At 27.8% G+C, this 19,154-nt stretch carries 21 protein-coding genes, 1 pseudogene and 1 riboswitch; of the genes and pseudogenes, 1 reads left to right on the top strand and 21 read right to left on the bottom strand.

Annotated features, from left to right (window positions below; all coding sequences use genetic code 11):
- Positions 1-356: 356 nt before the first annotated feature.
- The 10 genes and pseudogenes from BM384_RS01525 to BM384_RS01570 form a co-directional block, all read right to left on the bottom strand.
- Positions 357-1,259 carry a GH25 family lysozyme gene (locus BM384_RS01525; protein ID WP_090010071.1) on the bottom strand — a complete coding sequence of 301 codons (903 nt, stop codon included), beginning with the start codon at positions 1,257-1,259 and terminating at the stop codon, positions 357-359.
- Positions 1,260-1,642: 383 nt separating this feature from the next.
- A pseudogene (locus BM384_RS01530) lies at positions 1,643-2,515 on the bottom strand (AraC family transcriptional regulator).
- 470 nt (positions 2,516-2,985) lie between these two features.
- Positions 2,986-3,201 carry a hypothetical protein gene (locus BM384_RS01535; RefSeq protein ID WP_090010074.1) on the bottom strand — a complete coding sequence of 72 codons (216 nt, stop codon included), beginning with the start codon at positions 3,199-3,201 and terminating at the stop codon, positions 2,986-2,988.
- Positions 3,202-3,584: 383 nt separating this feature from the next.
- Positions 3,585-3,866 carry an ArsR/SmtB family transcription factor gene (locus BM384_RS01540; protein ID WP_090010077.1) on the bottom strand — a complete coding sequence of 94 codons (282 nt, stop codon included), beginning with the start codon at positions 3,864-3,866 and terminating at the stop codon, positions 3,585-3,587.
- 25 nt (positions 3,867-3,891) lie between these two features.
- Positions 3,892-6,195: a bifunctional glutamate--cysteine ligase GshA/glutathione synthetase GshB gene (gene gshAB, locus BM384_RS01545; protein ID WP_090010079.1), complete on the bottom strand. Its 2,304-nt coding sequence runs from the start codon at positions 6,193-6,195 to the stop codon at positions 3,892-3,894.
- Between the two features lie 275 nt (positions 6,196-6,470).
- Positions 6,471-7,397, bottom strand: coding sequence for a DMT family transporter (locus tag BM384_RS01550; protein WP_242945924.1), 927 nt, complete (start codon positions 7,395-7,397; stop codon positions 6,471-6,473).
- A gap of 452 nt (positions 7,398-7,849) precedes the next feature.
- Positions 7,850-8,791: a DUF5677 domain-containing protein gene (locus tag BM384_RS01555; protein ID WP_090010083.1), complete on the bottom strand. Its 942-nt coding sequence runs from the start codon at positions 8,789-8,791 to the stop codon at positions 7,850-7,852.
- 35 nt (positions 8,792-8,826) lie between these two features.
- A complete protein-coding gene (locus BM384_RS01560) occupies positions 8,827-9,372 on the bottom strand; it encodes a folate family ECF transporter S component (protein WP_242945925.1) in 546 nt (181 codons plus the stop codon).
- A gap of 61 nt (positions 9,373-9,433) precedes the next feature.
- Positions 9,434-9,539: riboswitch (THF riboswitch) on the bottom strand.
- Positions 9,540-9,843: 304 nt separating this feature from the next.
- Positions 9,844-10,272 carry a hypothetical protein gene (locus BM384_RS01565; protein WP_090010086.1) on the bottom strand — a complete coding sequence of 143 codons (429 nt, stop codon included), beginning with the start codon at positions 10,270-10,272 and terminating at the stop codon, positions 9,844-9,846.
- Between the two features lie 290 nt (positions 10,273-10,562).
- Positions 10,563-11,036 (bottom strand): hypothetical protein, encoded by a 474-nt coding sequence (locus BM384_RS01570; RefSeq protein WP_090010088.1) that lies wholly within the window; start codon positions 11,034-11,036, stop codon positions 10,563-10,565.
- A 183-nt stretch (positions 11,037-11,219) separates the two neighbouring features.
- Between BM384_RS01570 and BM384_RS01575 the strand changes: the two genes are divergently transcribed.
- Positions 11,220-11,438 carry a hypothetical protein gene (locus BM384_RS01575; protein ID WP_090010091.1) on the top strand — a complete coding sequence of 73 codons (219 nt, stop codon included), beginning with the start codon at positions 11,220-11,222 and terminating at the stop codon, positions 11,436-11,438.
- Between the two features lie 146 nt (positions 11,439-11,584).
- On the opposite strand, the gene BM384_RS17525 is transcribed toward BM384_RS01575, so the two are convergent.
- The 11 genes from BM384_RS17525 to BM384_RS01625 form a co-directional block, all read right to left on the bottom strand.
- Positions 11,585-11,737 (bottom strand): hypothetical protein, encoded by a 153-nt coding sequence (locus BM384_RS17525; protein ID WP_175537248.1) that lies wholly within the window; start codon positions 11,735-11,737, stop codon positions 11,585-11,587.
- Positions 11,738-11,844: 107 nt separating this feature from the next.
- Positions 11,845-12,168, bottom strand: coding sequence for a DUF3784 domain-containing protein (locus BM384_RS01580; RefSeq protein WP_090010094.1), 324 nt, complete (start codon positions 12,166-12,168; stop codon positions 11,845-11,847).
- Between the two features lie 208 nt (positions 12,169-12,376).
- Positions 12,377-12,616 (bottom strand): hypothetical protein, encoded by a 240-nt coding sequence (locus BM384_RS01585; RefSeq protein ID WP_090010097.1) that lies wholly within the window; start codon positions 12,614-12,616, stop codon positions 12,377-12,379.
- A gap of 186 nt (positions 12,617-12,802) precedes the next feature.
- The gene (locus BM384_RS01590; protein WP_090010100.1) at positions 12,803-13,183 is read right to left on the bottom strand and encodes a hypothetical protein; all 381 of its coding nucleotides are present in this window, start codon (positions 13,181-13,183) and stop codon (positions 12,803-12,805) included.
- A 1-nt stretch (position 13,184) separates the two neighbouring features.
- On the bottom strand, positions 13,185-14,393 hold the full coding sequence (locus BM384_RS01595) for a 5'-3' exonuclease (RefSeq protein ID WP_090010103.1): 1,209 nt from the start codon (positions 14,391-14,393) through the stop codon (positions 13,185-13,187).
- A gap of 242 nt (positions 14,394-14,635) precedes the next feature.
- Positions 14,636-15,523 (bottom strand): ComEC/Rec2 family competence protein, encoded by an 888-nt coding sequence (locus BM384_RS01600; RefSeq protein ID WP_090010106.1) that lies wholly within the window; start codon positions 15,521-15,523, stop codon positions 14,636-14,638.
- Between the two features lie 183 nt (positions 15,524-15,706).
- Entirely contained in the window at positions 15,707-16,690 is a 984-nt protein-coding gene (locus BM384_RS01605) for an aldo/keto reductase (RefSeq protein ID WP_090010109.1), read from the bottom strand.
- A gap of 114 nt (positions 16,691-16,804) precedes the next feature.
- Entirely contained in the window at positions 16,805-17,395 is a 591-nt protein-coding gene (locus BM384_RS01610; RefSeq protein ID WP_207650684.1) for a TetR/AcrR family transcriptional regulator C-terminal domain-containing protein, read from the bottom strand.
- A gap of 246 nt (positions 17,396-17,641) precedes the next feature.
- Positions 17,642-18,388 (bottom strand): hypothetical protein, encoded by a 747-nt coding sequence (locus tag BM384_RS01615; RefSeq protein ID WP_207650685.1) that lies wholly within the window; start codon positions 18,386-18,388, stop codon positions 17,642-17,644.
- Positions 18,389-18,480: 92 nt separating this feature from the next.
- Entirely contained in the window at positions 18,481-18,852 is a 372-nt protein-coding gene (locus tag BM384_RS01620; protein WP_090010119.1) for an MmcQ/YjbR family DNA-binding protein, read from the bottom strand.
- Positions 18,853-19,035: 183 nt separating this feature from the next.
- A partial coding sequence (locus BM384_RS01625) for a zinc ribbon domain-containing protein (RefSeq protein WP_139232024.1) occupies positions 19,036-19,154 on the bottom strand: 119 nt, incomplete at its 5' end.

Consider the following 19,154-nt stretch of genomic DNA (forward strand, 5'->3'; position numbering starts at 1 on the left):
TAAAATTTTAGTATGAAAAAATAATGATTGAATCCATATAATACATACCGAACTGCACAACAAATTACGCTAGTATTAGTAACGAAGCATCCAAAAGCTTATATAAAATATAACGTATTATTTAAGGCCGAATAGTTTTTAAACATTAAAAAGAATCAAGAAATAATTTCGCAATTTACGCAGAAAAACACAAAAAAATAACAGATAAAAAACACTTTGAAACCAGTGTTTATGCAACTTAGCACCAAAAATTCGCTTTTTCAATGAGAATTTCGCGAAATGTATATTTAGCGAAATAAATATGGAACAAAAAAAGAGAATCCTAAAGTGTGGATTCTCAAATAATTTAATAAACTTTAAGCATAAGCTAAGGATTTTATAGTGTTATATCCAACAATTCCATCAACCTTTAAACTGTGTTTTTGTTGCCAAGACTTAACTGCCAATTCAGTTTTTGGCCCCAAAATTCCATCAGGATTTATTCCTAGTCTCAATTGAACCCAAACTGTAAGATCTGGTGTTCTATATTTAAGTCCAGCTAAAGGTAATTTTTTAACTGCAGCATCTGTTAAAGGGCCCCAAAACCCGTCAACATTAAGATTAGAACCAGTTAGATTGTTGCATATTCTTTGAAGCTCACTTATTTTTGCATTATGAACATATACAGGCCTAAATTGCCAAGAATTTTGAAGTAAAATATTATTATTAAATACATCCATATCAAAAACTCCTGAAATGCCTGAAATTGTACCTTTATTAGTATATTGATGGCCAGTTACCACATTAAAATTAGTATTTATTCCAGAGTTCCATGGATCAACTCCATAATGAGCAACCCATAAAGGATATGAACTTTTAATGTCAGTTGCTATATTATCTCTAGCAAAATATGCACCAGAATATATAATTAAAGGCATATCGCTTAAAGTTTTAAATTTAGCTATAAACCTTCTTATATAATCATTTAGGTTGTTCCCGGTAACTTCAACATCTAAGCAAGGTCTTAAGGCGGAACTTTTATTTTTTATATTATCAAAGAAGTTTTGAGCCTGAGTCTCTGGAGCTGATTTAAAGGTTAAAAAGTGATAAAAACCTATTTGCATTCCTGCCTTTACAGCACCTTGGTAATGAGAATCTAATAAAGGATCTATATAGGTTGTTCCTTCTGTAGCTTTGATATATACACAACTAAAACCGGCGTTTTTAACATTAATCCAATTTATATTTTTATTATAATTAGAAACATCTATACCATTCATAGAATTATTCTCCTTTTCGTTTTTTAGAGGGAGCAAGAAACTTGTGCAAACATTCTTTAAAACCTTTTATATCCAATTTATTCAATTTAAATTCTGACAAAAATATAATTTTTAAAATCTTTTCTATTAATAATTATAATAATTAAAAAATATTTGATTTTATTTTTGCTTAGAATCCGTTTTACTTTTTATTGGTATTTTTAATATTTTCTTAATTTACAGAATTTTTAGAAAAGTTGCACTAATATATAATATTTTGAAAATACAAAAAAGTTGAAATATTTTAAATTATCTTTATGTAAACAAACTGAAAACGAATGGAGAAAAAAAGACTTGAAAAAAAATCACTTTTTTTTCTAAGTCTTTTTATTGTTTATACTATTCTACTTTTTCTTAACAGGAATCCAAATTTCACTGTAGTAGTTTTCATCTAATGACCCTTTTTCATAGTTACTTACATCACTATACATTTCTATATTATATCCTGCAGAAATTTCATACTCATTTTATTATTTGGAAGCCACTCTGAAAATATCTTCTTATTAGTTTCTTGCATTGATACTGTACAATCACCATAGCAAGGAAAGACAGCCCAAGTAAACTTGGGAATATTCTTAACTACAGCCCCTTTCTCTTTTGCTTTTTCTTCAGAATAATCATCTGCAATCATATATTCAAATTCATTACCATTCATATCTTGATCAATATTCACACCATACATCCCACATAAAAATTTATTTTTTTCTTGTGACATATATTCTTGCCAGAATAAAGGTATGTCATTAAATGCAGAATCATACTTAAATTTTTTACCTATTCCAACAACCTTAAACTCATCTTTTTCTATTATCTTATAATCCATTATATATCCACCTTCCAATGAAAACTTCCAATGAAAATTTAATTTTAAGAGCTACAAAAGACTTTATTACTGCTCCATCTTTTCTAACTGCAGTTGGTGTTACTCCATGAAATCTTGTAAAAGCTTTAGTAAAGCTATCTGGAGAATCATATCCATACTTCATTGCAATATCTATTATTTTTTCATTGGTAGATAAGACTTCACTGCCGGCAAGTGCAAGTCTTCTTTTTTTAATATATTCCCCTAAAGTATATCCGCATAACATCCCAAATACTTTCTGAAAATAGAAAAGTGAAATATTTACTTTTTCTGCAATGGTTTTAACAGATAAATCCTCCAGTATATTATCTTCAATATAAGAAATAGCTTCTTTAATACTTTCAATCCACTCCATAATTTACTCCCCTTGTAACTCTTTAATATGATTATACAATTATATTAAGTATAACCTCCGATAATTGATGCTTTCTTTTGTCCAAAATAACTGAGTTAGTAACTAGCTATTTATTTTTGTTTATTAACTTTTACAACTTGTCCTATTTTTAATAACTTATCTTGTCTTTAAACAATATTTTCTTTTAAATTATACCCTATTTCTCAAATTATATCCAATAAATAAAAAAAAGAGAATCCTTTATTTTCGGATTCTCTGAGTTTTTTATTTTTTAAAGGTCTGCTAGCCATCTATGGTATTATCACCTATATACCATCAACTTACAAACTACATATGCTTTTTATTATTTTTTATTCTTTGATAAAGCTTATTAATTAGCAATAGCAGTCTTCTTTATCTCTATCTTTGCAATCTGATTTAGAATCTACTTTTGTCCAGCGATTAACATTTCTCCAAATACACCAGTAGTCTTAAAAATCATCATATTCTTTTTTTCTAGGTTTTCTTCTATCATTGTCATTATTATCATAATTACAATCTTCATCATTCTTTCTAGTATCTTTTCTAGCTTCAAACTCGTAATCGTCATCACAATCATAATTTACATGATTTCCTTTTTTATTTTCTTTTCCCCAGTCAAAATCTTCATCAGACATATCCCATACATTATTTTTTTCTTTATTCATTAATCTATTTCTCCTTTTTATTTTTACAGGGAGCAAGGTAACTGCATAAATATTCTTTAAAACTATTTTTTATCCATGATATTCAAATTTAATTGTGACAAAGTTTAAGTGTTTAAAAATGTTAAATTTAATCATTTATATACTTTTTGATTTCAAAAAATATTTTATTATGCATAATCAACTTTACTCTAAAATAGCAATTTTACTTTTTATTGTTTATTTACATAGTATTTAAAAAAAGTAATCGTTAACATATAATATAGTAACTATATGGAAAATATGATTGATTTTAAAGAAAAGTTATGAAAATCAATTATGTAAATAGATGAAAAGACATGAAGAAAAAAGTTGTATGGAACTAAATTAATTCCATACAACTAAATTTATTTATCCAAAAGATTATGAGCAAAATTTTCAAGCTTTTTTATATTTTCTATATTTAATTTATAATAATTCCAAGTCCCCTTTTTACTAGCTATAACAAGACCAGAATCAATTAAAATTTTCATATGATGTGAAAGGGTTGGCTGTGTAAAATCAAATTCAGGAAGTATCTGACAAGCGCACAGTTCCTCTGAAGATAAGATATCTATAATCTTAAGTCTATTTACATCACTTAAAGCTTTAAAAATCTTAGCATTCTCCTCAAAACATTTAATCTCCATTTATTTTATCTCCCCATTTTTTTAATTATACTAATTCTAAAAGTTTAAGAACCTTTAATGCAATATTTCTTTCAGTTCCCTTATAAGGGAAACAATGAATATGAATTGCTGGATTAAAGTTAAGTTCTATTATTCCATATTTAGAATCTTCGCTTTCGCAGTTTTCAAGCATTATATCTACCCCACAGATTCTTGCATTTACTGCCTTAGCACACTTAACAGCTATATCCTTAAATTTCTTTGGAATAACATCTGTAAAATCTATGCTATCTCCTCCTGTGCTTATATTAGAGTTTTCACGAAGATAAACTATTTCATCTTTCTTTGGTATATAGTCAAAGTCTTTATTTTGGTTATGTAAGAATAGTTTGGCTGCATCATCAAGTTTTATCTTTTCTAAAGGTGTAACATATCCCTTGCCTCTTAAAGGATCTTCATTCTTAATGTCAACAAGTTCTCTTATACTTAGCTTTCCATCCCCTATTACATTTGCTGGAACTCTATGAAGTATACCACAAACCTCATCATCTATAACTAAGAATCTATATTCTTTACCCTTAATAAATTCTTCAATAAGCACTGTATTATCTTCCCTAAAAGCAATTTTAAATCCTTCTATAAGTTCCTCTTCAGATCCACCATCTTTAAAGATACTTATACCTTTACCAAAGTTAGTTGATTTAGGTTTAATTACTATAGGCTTATTTACATACTTATAAGCATTTCTTTTTGCCTCTTCAATTGAATTAAACTCATCACCTTCTGGTACTCTTATGTTATGCTTAGCTAAAACCTTTTTTGTAACAGTTTTATTTTCCATCATAAGGACAGTTACATAATTATCCTTTGAAGTTTTTGTTGCTTGTTTAACATATTCAGTTTTACCATTATTACTTAATGCAATAAAGTTATCTTGTCTATCTACAAGTTCAACCTTAATTCCTCTTTTAATAGCTTCCTTAATAAGAATTTGAGTTGAAAGTTCAAGATCTTCTAACCCTTGGAACTTAAATCTGTTATTATAAGCATCTTTTTTATATTTTTCAGCTAGCTTTATAAATCCATTTATGTATCCTTCATCTTTAACATATTCATTTACCTTAAAGGCTATAGTTTTAGTTATATCCTGGACCTTTTCAGTTTCATAGTTTATAAAGTCTTCTTTACCTAAATTTAAAATGCTATTAAGCTCCTTTATTTCATTTAAAATTTCAAGAGACCATTTTTTCTTGTCATACTCTTTTCCATCTCTTAAAAGAGTTATATCTAAAAGTCCATCTCTTGCAATTCTATATTGATTTTCTAAAGCCTCTTCTTGCCAAAGACCATAATTATCTTCTTCTTTAGTTAAACAATAAATATTAAATAATGCCAAAAATTCTAAGTCCTTAAGTGAAATACCACACTTTTCAAAGGGATTTAAATCTATGCTTCTAAATTCAAGATAATTAATACCATCTTCCTTTAAAGATTTTAAAACATTACTTTTATCTATAGGCTTTAATCTTAAAGCACTATAAAGCTCTTTTGGTGAATCAATAAGTCCATCTTTTATAAAATTATTTACACTATCTATATAATCATCTACAGACTTATATGAAGGGAATAAATCAATAGAATTCTTATATCCACATTCACTATTTCTATAAGATATTGAAGATTTATATTTAGAACTACATTTATCTAATTCAGTATTACAGTCTTCACATTGAGAGTAAAAACTTTCATGAACATTTGCAGATGCTCCAAAAAGATAGATTATAAGCCATCTATATCTTAAATAGTTTCTAGTTATTCTAAGATATAAATTATTTCTAAATTCTTTATAGCTTAAATCTTCATGGCCTTTATAAAGTTCTTTTATTATATCTTCATTAAGAGAAAAGTTAAAGTGTATTCCTGAAATAAGTTGTTTTCTTCCACCATACTTCTCTATAAGCTTTCTTCTATATTCTTCATTTCTCTTTCCCTCCTCACTATCATTAAAAGATGCAAGAGGTATATCTTTATCATCTGGAACTATAGAAGGCATTGACTCTGGCCATAAATATTCATCGTCAATTTCTGAAGAAGCAATATCATATAAAACATTTAAAAAGTTAAAAGTATCATTTACAGTTTTAAGTGCAGGTGTAATTACCTCTACTTGACTTTCTGAAAAATCTGTTGTTATATATGTATTATTAATCTTATCACCAAAAGCCTTTGGATGAGGTTTTTTTGAAAGATATCCTTCCTTATTTACTCTAAGCATTTCACGTTCAATTCCATATTGACCTTTTAATAAATCGTAAGAATTGAATTTTTTTAATATATTTATATCTACCATATGATGCTATCCTTTCTAATGAAAAAAATACATAGTTATTCTCTATATTTAATAGCGCACCTAATATTAGTATTCTTCAAATCACATAATAGATACATTATTAAATATAGATAAGTATCTATATTTCTATATATAATATAGATACTTATCTATATTATGTCAAGAACAAAGTTTTTAATGCTTTTGATAAACCTAAAAAAGGTTCTAAAAGCAAAATAATTTTATATAAAAAAAGCTAAAATTCATATTTATTAGAATTTTAGCTTTAAATAATATTATCTATTATCTGGTCTATTAATTATGTATATACCTGTACATACACATATTAATGCAATTATGTTTTTTAAATTAAAGAAAACCTCTCCTAAAAATAAGGCTGACATTAACGCTCCAAAAATAGGAGTTAAAAAGTTATATATAGATATTCTTCCAGCACTATTGTACTTAAGAAGTATTGTCCATACTGTAAAGGCAATAGCTGATAAGAACGCCATATAAACTAATAAAATAATTCCTAAAGGAGTAATAGTTAAATGAGGAACTCCTTTTATAAAGGAAATAAGTATAAGAATAAGTCCTCCTAATAATAATTGATATCCAGTAATTACAGCAGCATCACCAGTATGAGCTATTCTTTTACTATAAATAGATCCAACAGAGAAAGAAGTTGCAGCTAAGATTATAAAGCCTTCACCCATAAAGCTAAAACCACTATTTATACCTTTTGATGCTCCAAGGTTTAATATAACTACTCCTAAAAAACCTAATATACATCCAATGGCCTTTTTTGAATTAATCTTATCATCTTTAGTGAGAAAATGACATAATATAATTACTATAAAGGGAGAGATAGCATTTAATATTGATGCTTTAACCCCTGTAGTATTAGACATACCAATATAATAAAATATGTATTGTATAGTTGTTTGAATAAGTCCAAGTACTGTAATACCCTTAATATTACTTTTATTTGGCCTCACAAATTTCTTATTCATAAAACAGGCTGCTATTATAGTTAAGATTCCAGCAAAGGCAAATCTTATTCCTGCAAAAAGCATCTGCCCTTCTACATTACCTGCAATCTCAAACAATTTATATCCTGTTTTAACTGATGGATAAGCACTCCCCCATAACATAGTACAAAGTACAGCCATAATTAAAATATTTCTGCTTTTAGTAAAATAATTCTTTGATTTCTCCAAAGTGAACCCTACTTTCTATTTAATTTTACAATTAATACACCATAATAGTTTACAACTTGGAATAAAAAAAGTACACAGAAATTAGTGTACTTTTACTTGATATTCTTATATTTCAAATAATATGTATATAAGTTCTTCGTATTCGAAAGATATTACAAAAATCACAGTTCCTGAATAAAAAGAACTTATTTTTTTTCAATTCCTAACGTGCCTATAATCACTTACATGACTAAATTTACTTCTTCTTGTAATTTTATTATCTGTATTCTTATGGGCACAATATTCACTTAAACCCTTCCATGATGGCTTGATGCTAAAAACTCCACATAAATTAATATACTTTTCAAAAACGTTCAAATTCATTAAATCACTCTTTCCATAACAATCTCTTAGTAATCTCTTAATAAATTCTATTAGTTTTTTTTAATAATTATGACCAAAATGTGAACTTTTTATTCAAAATTATAAAACGCACCTATTTTATCACACCATTTATTTAAATAGCTTATAGCTAAGGCACTATTACCATTAGGGAAAACCTTTAAGTATATTTCAGTAACGATACAAAGGAAGATGGCTGCAGCTTCAGCTGGGAGTTTTAAACCGTAGCTGCTCCTTCCGGCCATAATAATACTTCTGTCTTCAAAGCCTCTTCCTAATCTGTCAAAGGTACCTTGTGGGGATGCATGAACAAGCTTATTAGATGTATTATATATTATTCTCCACTTATCACTATCAAATTTTGACTGCTTTAATATATGAGCAAAGGAAACTGCTCTCTTCTGATTTTTAAAACAATCAGCTGCCTTTGCCCAGTCATATCTATCATTAGTAAAGGCAGAGTCTATAAAACTTTTAGCGGTTTCTTCACTATTCTCCATTATAAAGTGAGCAATTACAGCCAATTCATAAAGGGATCTCCATCTTGCCATGGCACCATCAGCAAATCCATTTTCTAAAAGACATACTATTTCATCATACTGCTGACAAGCTCTACCATGGATTTCTTTTAAAGCTGTAAAAAGATATTTCTTCTTATCCATAATTTTAGGATCAAGATTTGAAGCAAAATTAGAAAAGTCCTCTCCTGCTTCAACAGCTAGTATGTATAAACTCTCTGAAGCCTTAAAAGCTTCACCTAAATTACTATTAAGATTATGTAAAAAATCATTTATCTCTTCTCTTGTTTTATCTATTGTTTCATTCATTGTTCTTTCAAAATATCTTATTGAATCATCAGAAAGTCTTTCAATAACATCTAAACATAGCTTTTTAAAATCAATTTCATCAATTATTTTTTCTAAGCTGCAATTTTCTTTAGCATCCTTTGACTTTGCTGAGATTTCCTCTATCATTGCTTCTCTTAAATTATTTAATACATAATCTTTTTTCATTTTAAGGTACCCCCATGTATCTTAATAACTTTTAATTATATCCTTCCGTATATTGGTGTCTTTTGAAAAGCTTTTATAATCATATATAAAAGAATTGAGTTTATTGGAAGCATGATTAAATTCTTAATAAGCCTTAATGGGAAAATAACCATAAAACTATTTCCATACATAATACATAACCAGAAGGTAGCAAGTCCTAAGTTTACAATAACAGTCACAATTAACTTGGCTATAAATACTCTCATAAAAGTTATGTCCTTATGATAAAGAAGAATTCCATAAAGAGCTCCAGCTATCATTGCATCTAGAGTAAATCCAGGGAAAAATGCCCCTGTAGGTTTTACTATGTAATTTAATATATCTGTAATAAACCCAAATATAATTCCTATAACAGGACCAAAAAGCATACAAGTAAATTCATTAACAAGACTTGAAAAGCCTATTTTAATATAATTACCAAAGTTTAAAGTAAAAGAACCAATAATAATACTTAAAGCAATCATAAGTGCAATAAGTACTAAATTTCTTACTGATTTTAATTCTTTTGCTGAATCAGTAAATTGTAATTTTAAATTATTCAAAAAAATACCTCCTTATTGCAGACCGTTTACTACAAAGGAAGCATAAATTACTTCTATATGCAGCAGCGGGATGCGAACTACAAACCGCAAGATCTCTAAACAATCTTTTCGTCTAGTTATCAACTCCCTGTATAACTAGCACTTAACGCATGTAATTCTACTCTGCTATTTTAAAATTTTTCTCATGTTAATTATAGTTTGTTATGGTAAAAAAATCAATATTTTTTATGGAATTTTTGTATATAAAAAATAATAGTGTCAATAATTAAGTATGACGGCGATTTAAATTCATAAAAATAGTGTTTCTCATAATATCAGAATTATATAAGTATAAACCTTAATTGTTTATTCCCATTTTTCATAAACTTTACCTCAATAAATAATGTATCCGTTCTGATATTATAAAAAGAAGTCTGATTTGTAGGTATATTTACTACATCAGGCTTCTTTTACTTGATTTTATATATGTATCTAATTTAACCCCCATAATATTTGCCTCTGAAACTTAGATAAATATTTAATACAAGCCAATTCAAACTTTAATTTACCACCATAAACCTCATGATAAATGAATGTACCATTATAAGTATCTTCAGACTGAACCTTAATTTCCTCTATCCTTATACTATTAAATATTTCATATAAGCTATCATCATATTTAATACTAAAACACCTCTCAAATTCATCTTTACTCTCAAAATACAACTCAGGAACCAAGTAGTATTCTTGTACAACAAGATCTAATAGATTTACTATTGGAGTTAAATTATTAACATTAGTATTTTTGCTAAGGATGATTTTATAATCCTCATTAGAAAATTCTGTTTTACCTTCTGAAATCATATATTTTATATCCTTCATTAACTTTAATAAATTTATATCCTCTATATTTTGTAACATTATAACTTTCTCCTTAATCCTAGAATCAATAATTTATTATTCCTTAAAATTATTATTATTATTATTATTATTATAAGTTTGACACTCTGCTACTTAAGTAATATTAGAGAACCTATGGATCTTAAAGAATTATTTAACTTAAAAAATTAAAGAAAGTGGCAAGACACCAATTCTTTTCTCAGCATTATCAGGAGGTTACCATGATTATTGTTTTTTAGACTCTGAGAAAATAGATAGAGGTATTTATATATACCCCTACTATTAATTAACACTATTTCACCAACATTTATCTAAAACAGATCACTAAAAACTCTCTTTTGAGTTAAAGTTCTATTTCTTCCTTCTCTAAGCATTTCTTCTTCAATATCATTTAAAGCTAAAATACAAGCTTCATAATGTATTCTCTTTTTATATTCCTTATCATGAATATCTTTTCTAACATAAGAAATAGAAAAAATAACATCTAAAAGCAAAATACCACTAACAATTAAAGTTTGCAAAGTAGTAAAAGAAATCATACACATAATAACTGCTAATGCAAAACATACAAATATTAAAGACATAACTGATAAATAATATGTATTCATCCTTCTTTTAAAATTATCAAAGCATACTTTTAAACATGCTTTTTCCTGCTCAATATTAAGTTCTTTTCCATTTCTATATCTCTGAAGCTCGCTATTATAGAATATTCTCAAATCTCTTTTACTCATTTTCATATCCCTAAAACCATACATTCCTTCACTACGATTTTTTAAACTCATAAAAATATCCCCTTTTTATTCATAAAATATACCATACATATATTTTATTATTAATTTCTATTATTTTCAATATATTTCCAATTATTATTAATACAAATATTGGTTTATATATACATATAGTGATATAATAACCTCATAAGAGGTATATACAAAAGTAATTTATATAGATAGAAAGGGATAAACATGGAGACATATAAAGTAATTAATATTTTTGAAGAGGATTATGGATGTGAAGGACTTCCAGAGGGAATAGAATATTCTGTAGAAGTAGTTCTTGAAAATACAAAAACTAAGGAATTAAGGAATATTAAAGTGCCGGATGCAGAACTTTATAAAAGGAATATTGATAGAGGTGATTTAGTTTATTTTGAAAATAATGAACTAAGAAAAAAAATAATATAATTTTATTGCATATTTTCGGAGTAATTGTAAATACTATTTTATGTATAGATGCAACGTTTTTAAATTCACACAAGTATTTTATTCCAAAAAAATGGGGACTCATAACATTTCTGAGTCCTCACTTTTTTTCATAGCTATTATTAAAATTATTTTAGTGTAGTAACTTTTTCTTTATTATATGCCTCTATTTTTTTATCTAAACCTTGGCATACATAAAAAACTGGGCAGCTTTCACAAAAGTTCACAAATCCTAAATCTAAAAATGTACAATCTGGCTTATTATTAATAATTTTCTCCATACAACTCTCTCCTAAAAAACCCTATTTAAAAGTGATATATGCATAAAGAAAAGAGTTTTTGTGAAAATTAAATATTTTTTAGCATATTAAGCCATTTTTATACTATCTTATTTTTTCTTTTCAAATCTATTAGATGTATTTGTATATATTACTACAAATATTGTTGAAACAATAAGAAAAGTAACTCCTGCATCAAATAATATCTTCATCTTTAAAACTTCACTAAGCCCAAGTAATGACATACTAAAAGCAATTATAAACATAAATTTGCCCATAAATTTACACAATGCTAATTCATCATACTTTTCTTTTTCTTCTTTGCTCATTACATTGAAACCTGCTATTAAAAATGACCATTTCCCCCTAGAAAGCATAATTCCAAGAATTAAAAATAAAGCAACAAGCGCAAGAAATAATATTACCCCAGCCATAATACACCCTCCTTAGAATAAGTTTTTTCTATATGGTTTTGTTTAACTTATTATACTCTATTTTTTATTTCTTTTCAATTTTTTCCAAAAAAACCAAATTAGAATTAACTTTTGTAAAGAGAAGAAATATTATATTTAAGCCATTAAATAACCAAAAGACAGAACACCAAAACATAATTCTGCCTTTTCATTATCTTTTATGATTTTATTATTCATTGCCAAATGCAGCAGCTTTATGCTGAACCATTATACTTTTAACTTCATCTATGTATTCTGGCTTTATTAATTCAAGCATTTTAGGAATAACGCTTATCATATATTCTTTAGTAAATGTTCCATTTTCCTGTCTTGAGAAATTTTCACTTAGTAATTCTTTTACTTTATCTTTATTTTCATCAGCAACTTTTTCCATTATAAAATCAAAGTAATTTTCTTGTATATTATTCATATTATCACTCTCCTTTTATCTTTTGATTAGATATTTTATCCATATATGCTATGATAATCCTAATATTGTATTGCAAAAAAGGAGAAAAACTATGGAATGTTATAATATAAACTTAAATATTCACTATTAGACTTAAATAATAGCCTGCCTTTTAACATCTAAAAAATCCTAAAAGGCAGGCTATATTTAATCCTCAAGACAATATAATTCAGTATTCATAAATTCACAGGTCATAAACTTTTGGCCAAGCTGTTTTCTTAAGGTTTTTGCTAAACTTAGCACAGTTTCTTTCCATAGGTCTATAGCATTTAATTGTTCTTCAAGGCATACTCCAGTAATAACAACTGTTCTTTCTCCACCTTTAGGACAGCCTAAGCTTTCCATATAAACTGTATAGCTTCTTTTAATTACAGCAGAAACATAAATGCCTCTTCTCTTAAACTCCTCTTTAGCATTCTTTTGCCAAAGGTTAGAAGCTATATTTTCATAATCAGTATCCTTAGGTTTCAAATTATCATATCCTGGTTTAATTCCTGTTACTATCTCAAATCTTAAAGTCTCTTTCATATTACTTAATTAATGATTTTATTTCTAATTCTAAAAGTCTTTTCTTTAACTCATCTCTGTCATAATTAATCTTAAGATCCTCAAGAGACTCATTTATTTCAAGATCAGTTTTAATAGTTGCAAGCTCCTTACTCATAAATGCTGATTCCTTTGCACAGTAATCAACTGCATAAACTTCATTTTCTCTAAGTTTTTCAAGACCACCTTCAGTTGTTATTTCTATTGGGAATCGTAAAGAACCAAGCTTGCTTTCTAAAAACTTTTGAATTTCCTTTTCTTCATCAGTTTCTGGAGCTTTTGTAACATTATAAGAAAGAGTTTCTCCACTCTCTAAACCTATAGAACCTTCCTTTAATAAAGTTGCAATAGGGCTTCTTGAAATTCCAAGTGATTCTTTAAAGAACTTTTTTAGTTCCTTTTCTTCTTTTTTGTCAAGGTTTTCTATAGTATCATAAATAGCTTCAATGTTACCATATTCATTTAATAAAGGTATTGATGCCTTATCGCCAATTCCCTTAACTCCAGGAATATTATCTGCACTATCTCCTGATAGAGCTTTATATTCAATTATTTGATATGGTTTAAGGTTTTCTATTTCTTCTATAGTTGATAGAGTATATTCAAAACTTCCTGAAGGAATATTAAAGTCATTTATGTTCATTCCAAGCTCAGCATAATACTCATCTGCTTTATTTGTTCCAAGCCATACTCTTGTATTTTCACTTACAAGCTGAAGGTAATCAACATCCTTTGTATATAAAACTACTGGAATTTCACTTTCAAACTTTTTAGCAAGAGAGCCTGCATAATCATCAGCTTCATATAAAACTTCATCATCCATATTACTCATAAATTGAGGGAATAAGCCTTGAAGAAGTTCTTGAGTAGTTTTAAATTGTTCTTGAAGTGGCTTTGGAGTTTTCTTTCTATTTCCCTTATACTCACTCATTATGTCCTGTCTAAAAGTAGCACGTGATACATCCCATACTACAGCTATATGACTTGGTTTTTGCTTTTCAATCATTGTAAGCATAGTTTTCATGAAGGTAAAAACACCATTTGTATAAACGCCATTTGAAGTTTGCATAAGTCTTGTGGCTGCTTTTTCTCTATCTTCTGGAGTTTTTGCCATTAAAAATTCTCTAGCAGTTGCATAAAAACATGTGCTAAGTAAACTGCTTCCATCTATAATTAACAATTCATTATTCATATCTTACTTTCTCCTCTTTATATATGTAGTTTAAAACTTTAAGCTATTACTATTATACCTATAAAGTTTTTATAAGTATACATTATATATAGGTATATTTTTTTAAATGTTTGTCTATATTATTAATGAGCATAACTTATAAATTTTCATTTACATTCAAAAAAAGCATCTGACTTCTCTTTGTCAGGTGCTTTTATTTAACTATTAAAAACATAATCTTAGAAATCTTTTTTGTGACTCCTCTAATTTTCACTATAGCCCTTATAACTTCCTTTTACATTATTAAAAGTTATATAAGAACCATTAGAAACTGCTACAATACTTCCACTTTCATCTGTTCTATATACTGCAATATCATTTTCCTTAAGTCTTTTCATAACACTTTCACTTGGAAGACTATAATCATCATTTTTTTCTACACTTATAACTGCATATTTAGGATTAACCTTTTCCAAAAATTTATCTGTAGTCCCACTTTTACTTCCATGATGTCCAATCTTTAAAACATCAGCCTTTAAGTCTAAATTATTTGATACCATTTCTTCTTCTGCTTCTTTACCTGCATCTCCTGTTAGTAAAAATGAAGTATGACCCAAAACTACTTTTATAACTATTGAAGAATCATTAATATCCTCATAGTTTTCCTTAGATGGAGAAAGAATAGTGCAAGATGCTTTTCCAAACTTAAATTCTTCTCCTACCTTAGGTGAATTAATATAAAGATTTTTATCGCTACAGGCATCTAAGACTTTTTGAAAATCCTTATTTATGGTAGTCTGCCTTGGAAAATATACTTTTCCTATATTAAAATAATTAATTACATAATCTAAGGAACCAATATGATCCTCATGTACATGAGTTACTACTACATAATCTAATTTTTTAATCTTTTGCTTTTCTAAGTAATTTTTAATTAACTCTTCTGACTTATTATCGCCACCATCAATAAGCATATTAAATTCTCCCTGCTGAAGTAAAATACAATCTCCTTGCCCCACATCAATAAAATGTACCTTAAGTTCCTCCTTAAAATCAGAAGAGGAATTTTCACAGCCATATAAACTAAAAATCAAGGAAAAACAAAGTGTTAGTATTGCAGTAATTTTAATTAATTTGCCCCCTTTTTTCATGGAATACCTCCTTCTTATTGCTTTTTAAAATTACTATACCAATAATTATACATTAAATATATGCAAAGTTAACAAAAAAAGGAGGTGTGTAGAGACCCTCTTTTATGAATAATAATTTGAATTTAAATCAGAAATTGTTCGCCTTTATTGCTACTAGAATGAATAAATTGTCCTTTGCCCTAATTATCTTTGAGCCATAACTCCAACAATAGCATGTGGTTTATATAATTCTTCTAAGTACTTAATTTCTTCTTCAGTAAGCTTAAGATTAACAGCTTTCACTGCCCCATCAATATGTGACTTTTTAGTTGCTCCAACTACTGGTGAAGAGGTTTTACTTAAAAGCCAGCTTAAAGAAACTTCTGTCATGCTTACATTTCTTTTATCAGCAATTTCTTGAACTCTCTTAATGATTTCTAAGTCTTGCTCTTTTGTAGCATCATATTCTCCCTTAGCAAAGTTATCTTCTTTAAGTCTCTTAGAATTTTCACCTATGGGTTTTGCAAGTCTTCCTGAAGCTAATGCACTATAAGGTGTCATTGAAATATTTTCTACTTTGCAGTAAGGTGCCATTTCTCTTTCTTCTTCTCTAAAGATAAGATTATAATGTCCTTGAACTGAAATAAACTGTGAGTATCCATGAGCCTTTGCAATTTCATTAGCCTTTGCTATTTGCCATGCATAGCAATTTGAAATTCCTATATATCTAACCTTTCCACTTTTAACAAGGTTATTTAATATTCTCATTGTTTCTTCAATAGGAGTGTCATAATCCCACATATGAAGAATATATAAATCAACATAATCCATTTGAAGCCTTTTAAGACTATTCTTTAAACATTCATTAATATGCTCTTCAGCAGTAATACCCTTATCTATTGCTTCTTTAGATCTTGGTATATACTTAGTAGCTATAACTACATCTTCTCTAGATGCATATTGTCTTATAGCTTCTCCTAAAAACTCCTCACTAGTTCCTCCTTGATAAGCCATAGCAGTATCAAAAAAGTTAATTCCAGCATCTAAAGCATGTTTTATAATTTCCTTAGATTCCTCTAGTGGAAGTGTCCATGAATGCATCCCCTTTGAAGCGTCACCAAATCCCATACACCCTAAACATATCTTTGATACTTTTAAATCTGAATTTCCTAGTTTAATATATTCCATCTAAATCACCTCAAGTAAATATCTCTTTCTAAAATAAATTTTAACTTAAAGAAATTATATATACAATTTATACAAAAGTTAAAATGTCTAGAAATTGACTTTTTATGAATTTTGTCAATCTATTATTTCATAAGGATTGCCTTTAGTTTCTCCACCTTCAAAAAGTTCTTCCATACCAATTCCCCTCATCTTAACAATCATTTTAGCAATCTCATCACAAGGAACAATCATATCAGATAAAATCCAAGAAAGAGCCATACTAGTTGATGCCATTGCATGATATTCTGTAGCAAACTTTAAAGTATCAGGCATTGGTTTACTACCATAAAGTTCTTGATGCCATTTCAAATCAAATTCTTTGCAGTGTTTAAAAATATAATCCTTTAAACAATTCTGACCTTCAATTAGACATGCTTCTTTCATAAACTTACTATATTTTTTCATATTCTCAAAGGAAATCAAAAGAGATTTATAAAAACTTATATTATCATTTTCACCATTAAAATCAGGTACAATTTTGCTTTCATAAATGTATTGAATCAAATGATTTTTATCAATAAAATGATTATAAAAAGTCTGTCTGCTTACACCACTCTTTTCTAAAATTTGCTTGATTTTTATAGATTCTAAAGGCATAGTTTCACATAAACTTATTAAAGAATCTGAAATAATTTCTTTTATATTAATAGCTATAATTAACACCACCTTTATAGAAATTATAGCATGATATTTTATCTAAATAATAAAAAAAAACAAAGTGGCTGATGCCACGCTTTTCAGCGCAGGAAGCAGCTTTCTTTTGCGGCACTACATTTTTTCTTTTTAAGGTATTCTAAAGACTTGCATACCAAAAAGTCAGAAAAATCAGTGCTCGCTATTAAAAAAAGACCTTAAATTTCAAAGAACATAATTTTCTAAAATTAAGGTCTTGTCTATCTTATTAGCCTTATTTTAAATTTCTTTTAAATTAGCAATAATTCCAGGAAGCTCATTTAATAATCTTTCTATTTCTGCTCCATCAGGATGATCTTGAGGTCCAAGGTAATCAGTTGGTCCTCCAATAGCATATTCTCTGCCATGAATAATCTTACGTTTAGGTACACCTCTAATACCATCAATAACACCTAATTGATTTTCATTTAGTTTAGAAGTTTCTCTAATACAGAATAAATATCTTCCCCCACAAGCTCCTTTAGGACATTCATTACCATATGCGTCATGTTGGAATTCGTAACAAACAGAAAAACCATCATCATCTTCATAAACTACATATTTATTTTGCCAGTCAGCTGGAAAAGTAAGTTCTATACCATGTTTTGAATTTCTATAAGTAGTTGCCTTTCCACTTGCTTTTTTAGCTGGAGCAGGAGTACTGTTATCCTTTTTAGGATTTACAGTCTTTGGACTTTCCTTAGTATTTTCTTTAGAAGTTTCTTTTGCTATATTTTGAACCTCTTTAACTTCTTTTTTCTCAATATCCTTAGTAATCTTTTCTGATATAATTGGAGCCTTATTTATCTTTGTCTCTTCTACTCCATTAGCTGTATCTTTACCTACATTTTCTGTACTAAATGAATTAGATACTACAATTTCTTCTTTAGGTCTATTTACATAAGCAACTGCTGCAGTTGTAGTAATGGCTAAAATAGTTAAGCCTAAGTAGAATTTTTTGTTTTTTAATAATGCTCCCAAGTTCATTCTTCTTTTTTCATATTATACTAAAAAAAGAAATATATTTCAAAATAAAAAGTAGCAGATAGAATTAATTAAAACTCTATCTGCTACTAAATTTAAAGTGTCATATTAAAACTTTCATCAATAAGTTTTTTAATATCTTCTAAGGGTATTGTTCCATCAAGAAGTACAGTAATCCAGTGCTTTTTATTCATGTGATATGCTGGAAAATATCCATCTGCTCCTCTTAAAAACTGAATAAAGTTAGGATCACACTTTATATCAAGAATATCTATATTTTCTTCACCTTCAAGGCCAATAACCTTAGGTTTTACATCCATAACAATACCATACCACTTTCCTTTATCACTTTTAGACTTAGGAGCATGGCGAAGTACCTCATAGGAAGGGTGAGACTTCCATAAGTGCTCTGACACAGTACCATATTTACTTTTTACATAATCTAAAATTTCTTTTCTTAAAGACATACTTTTTTCATCCTCACCGTTGCCAAAACCTTATAAAACTTTATAAAGCTTGTTTGATTCCTTATTCAACCTGTCTGATTTTGTAATGAATAAATTCATATACTACTTTCATTTGATATGACAGTCCAAAGGCGTAAATTCGGGTACAACGCACCCTACATATTAACAATATCTTGATAGTGATTAAATTGCTAATTCGTATCTACTAAGATTAATACTTGCATTGTAATCTCTATTTATACTTAGACCACATGAGCATTTATATGTTCTATCTTTAAGTTTTAAATCTCTTTTAATAGATC

Origin of the sequence: Clostridium sp. DSM 8431 (assembly GCF_900116755.1) — a bacterium.
Lineage (GTDB): Bacteria > Bacillota > Clostridia > Clostridiales > Clostridiaceae > Clostridium.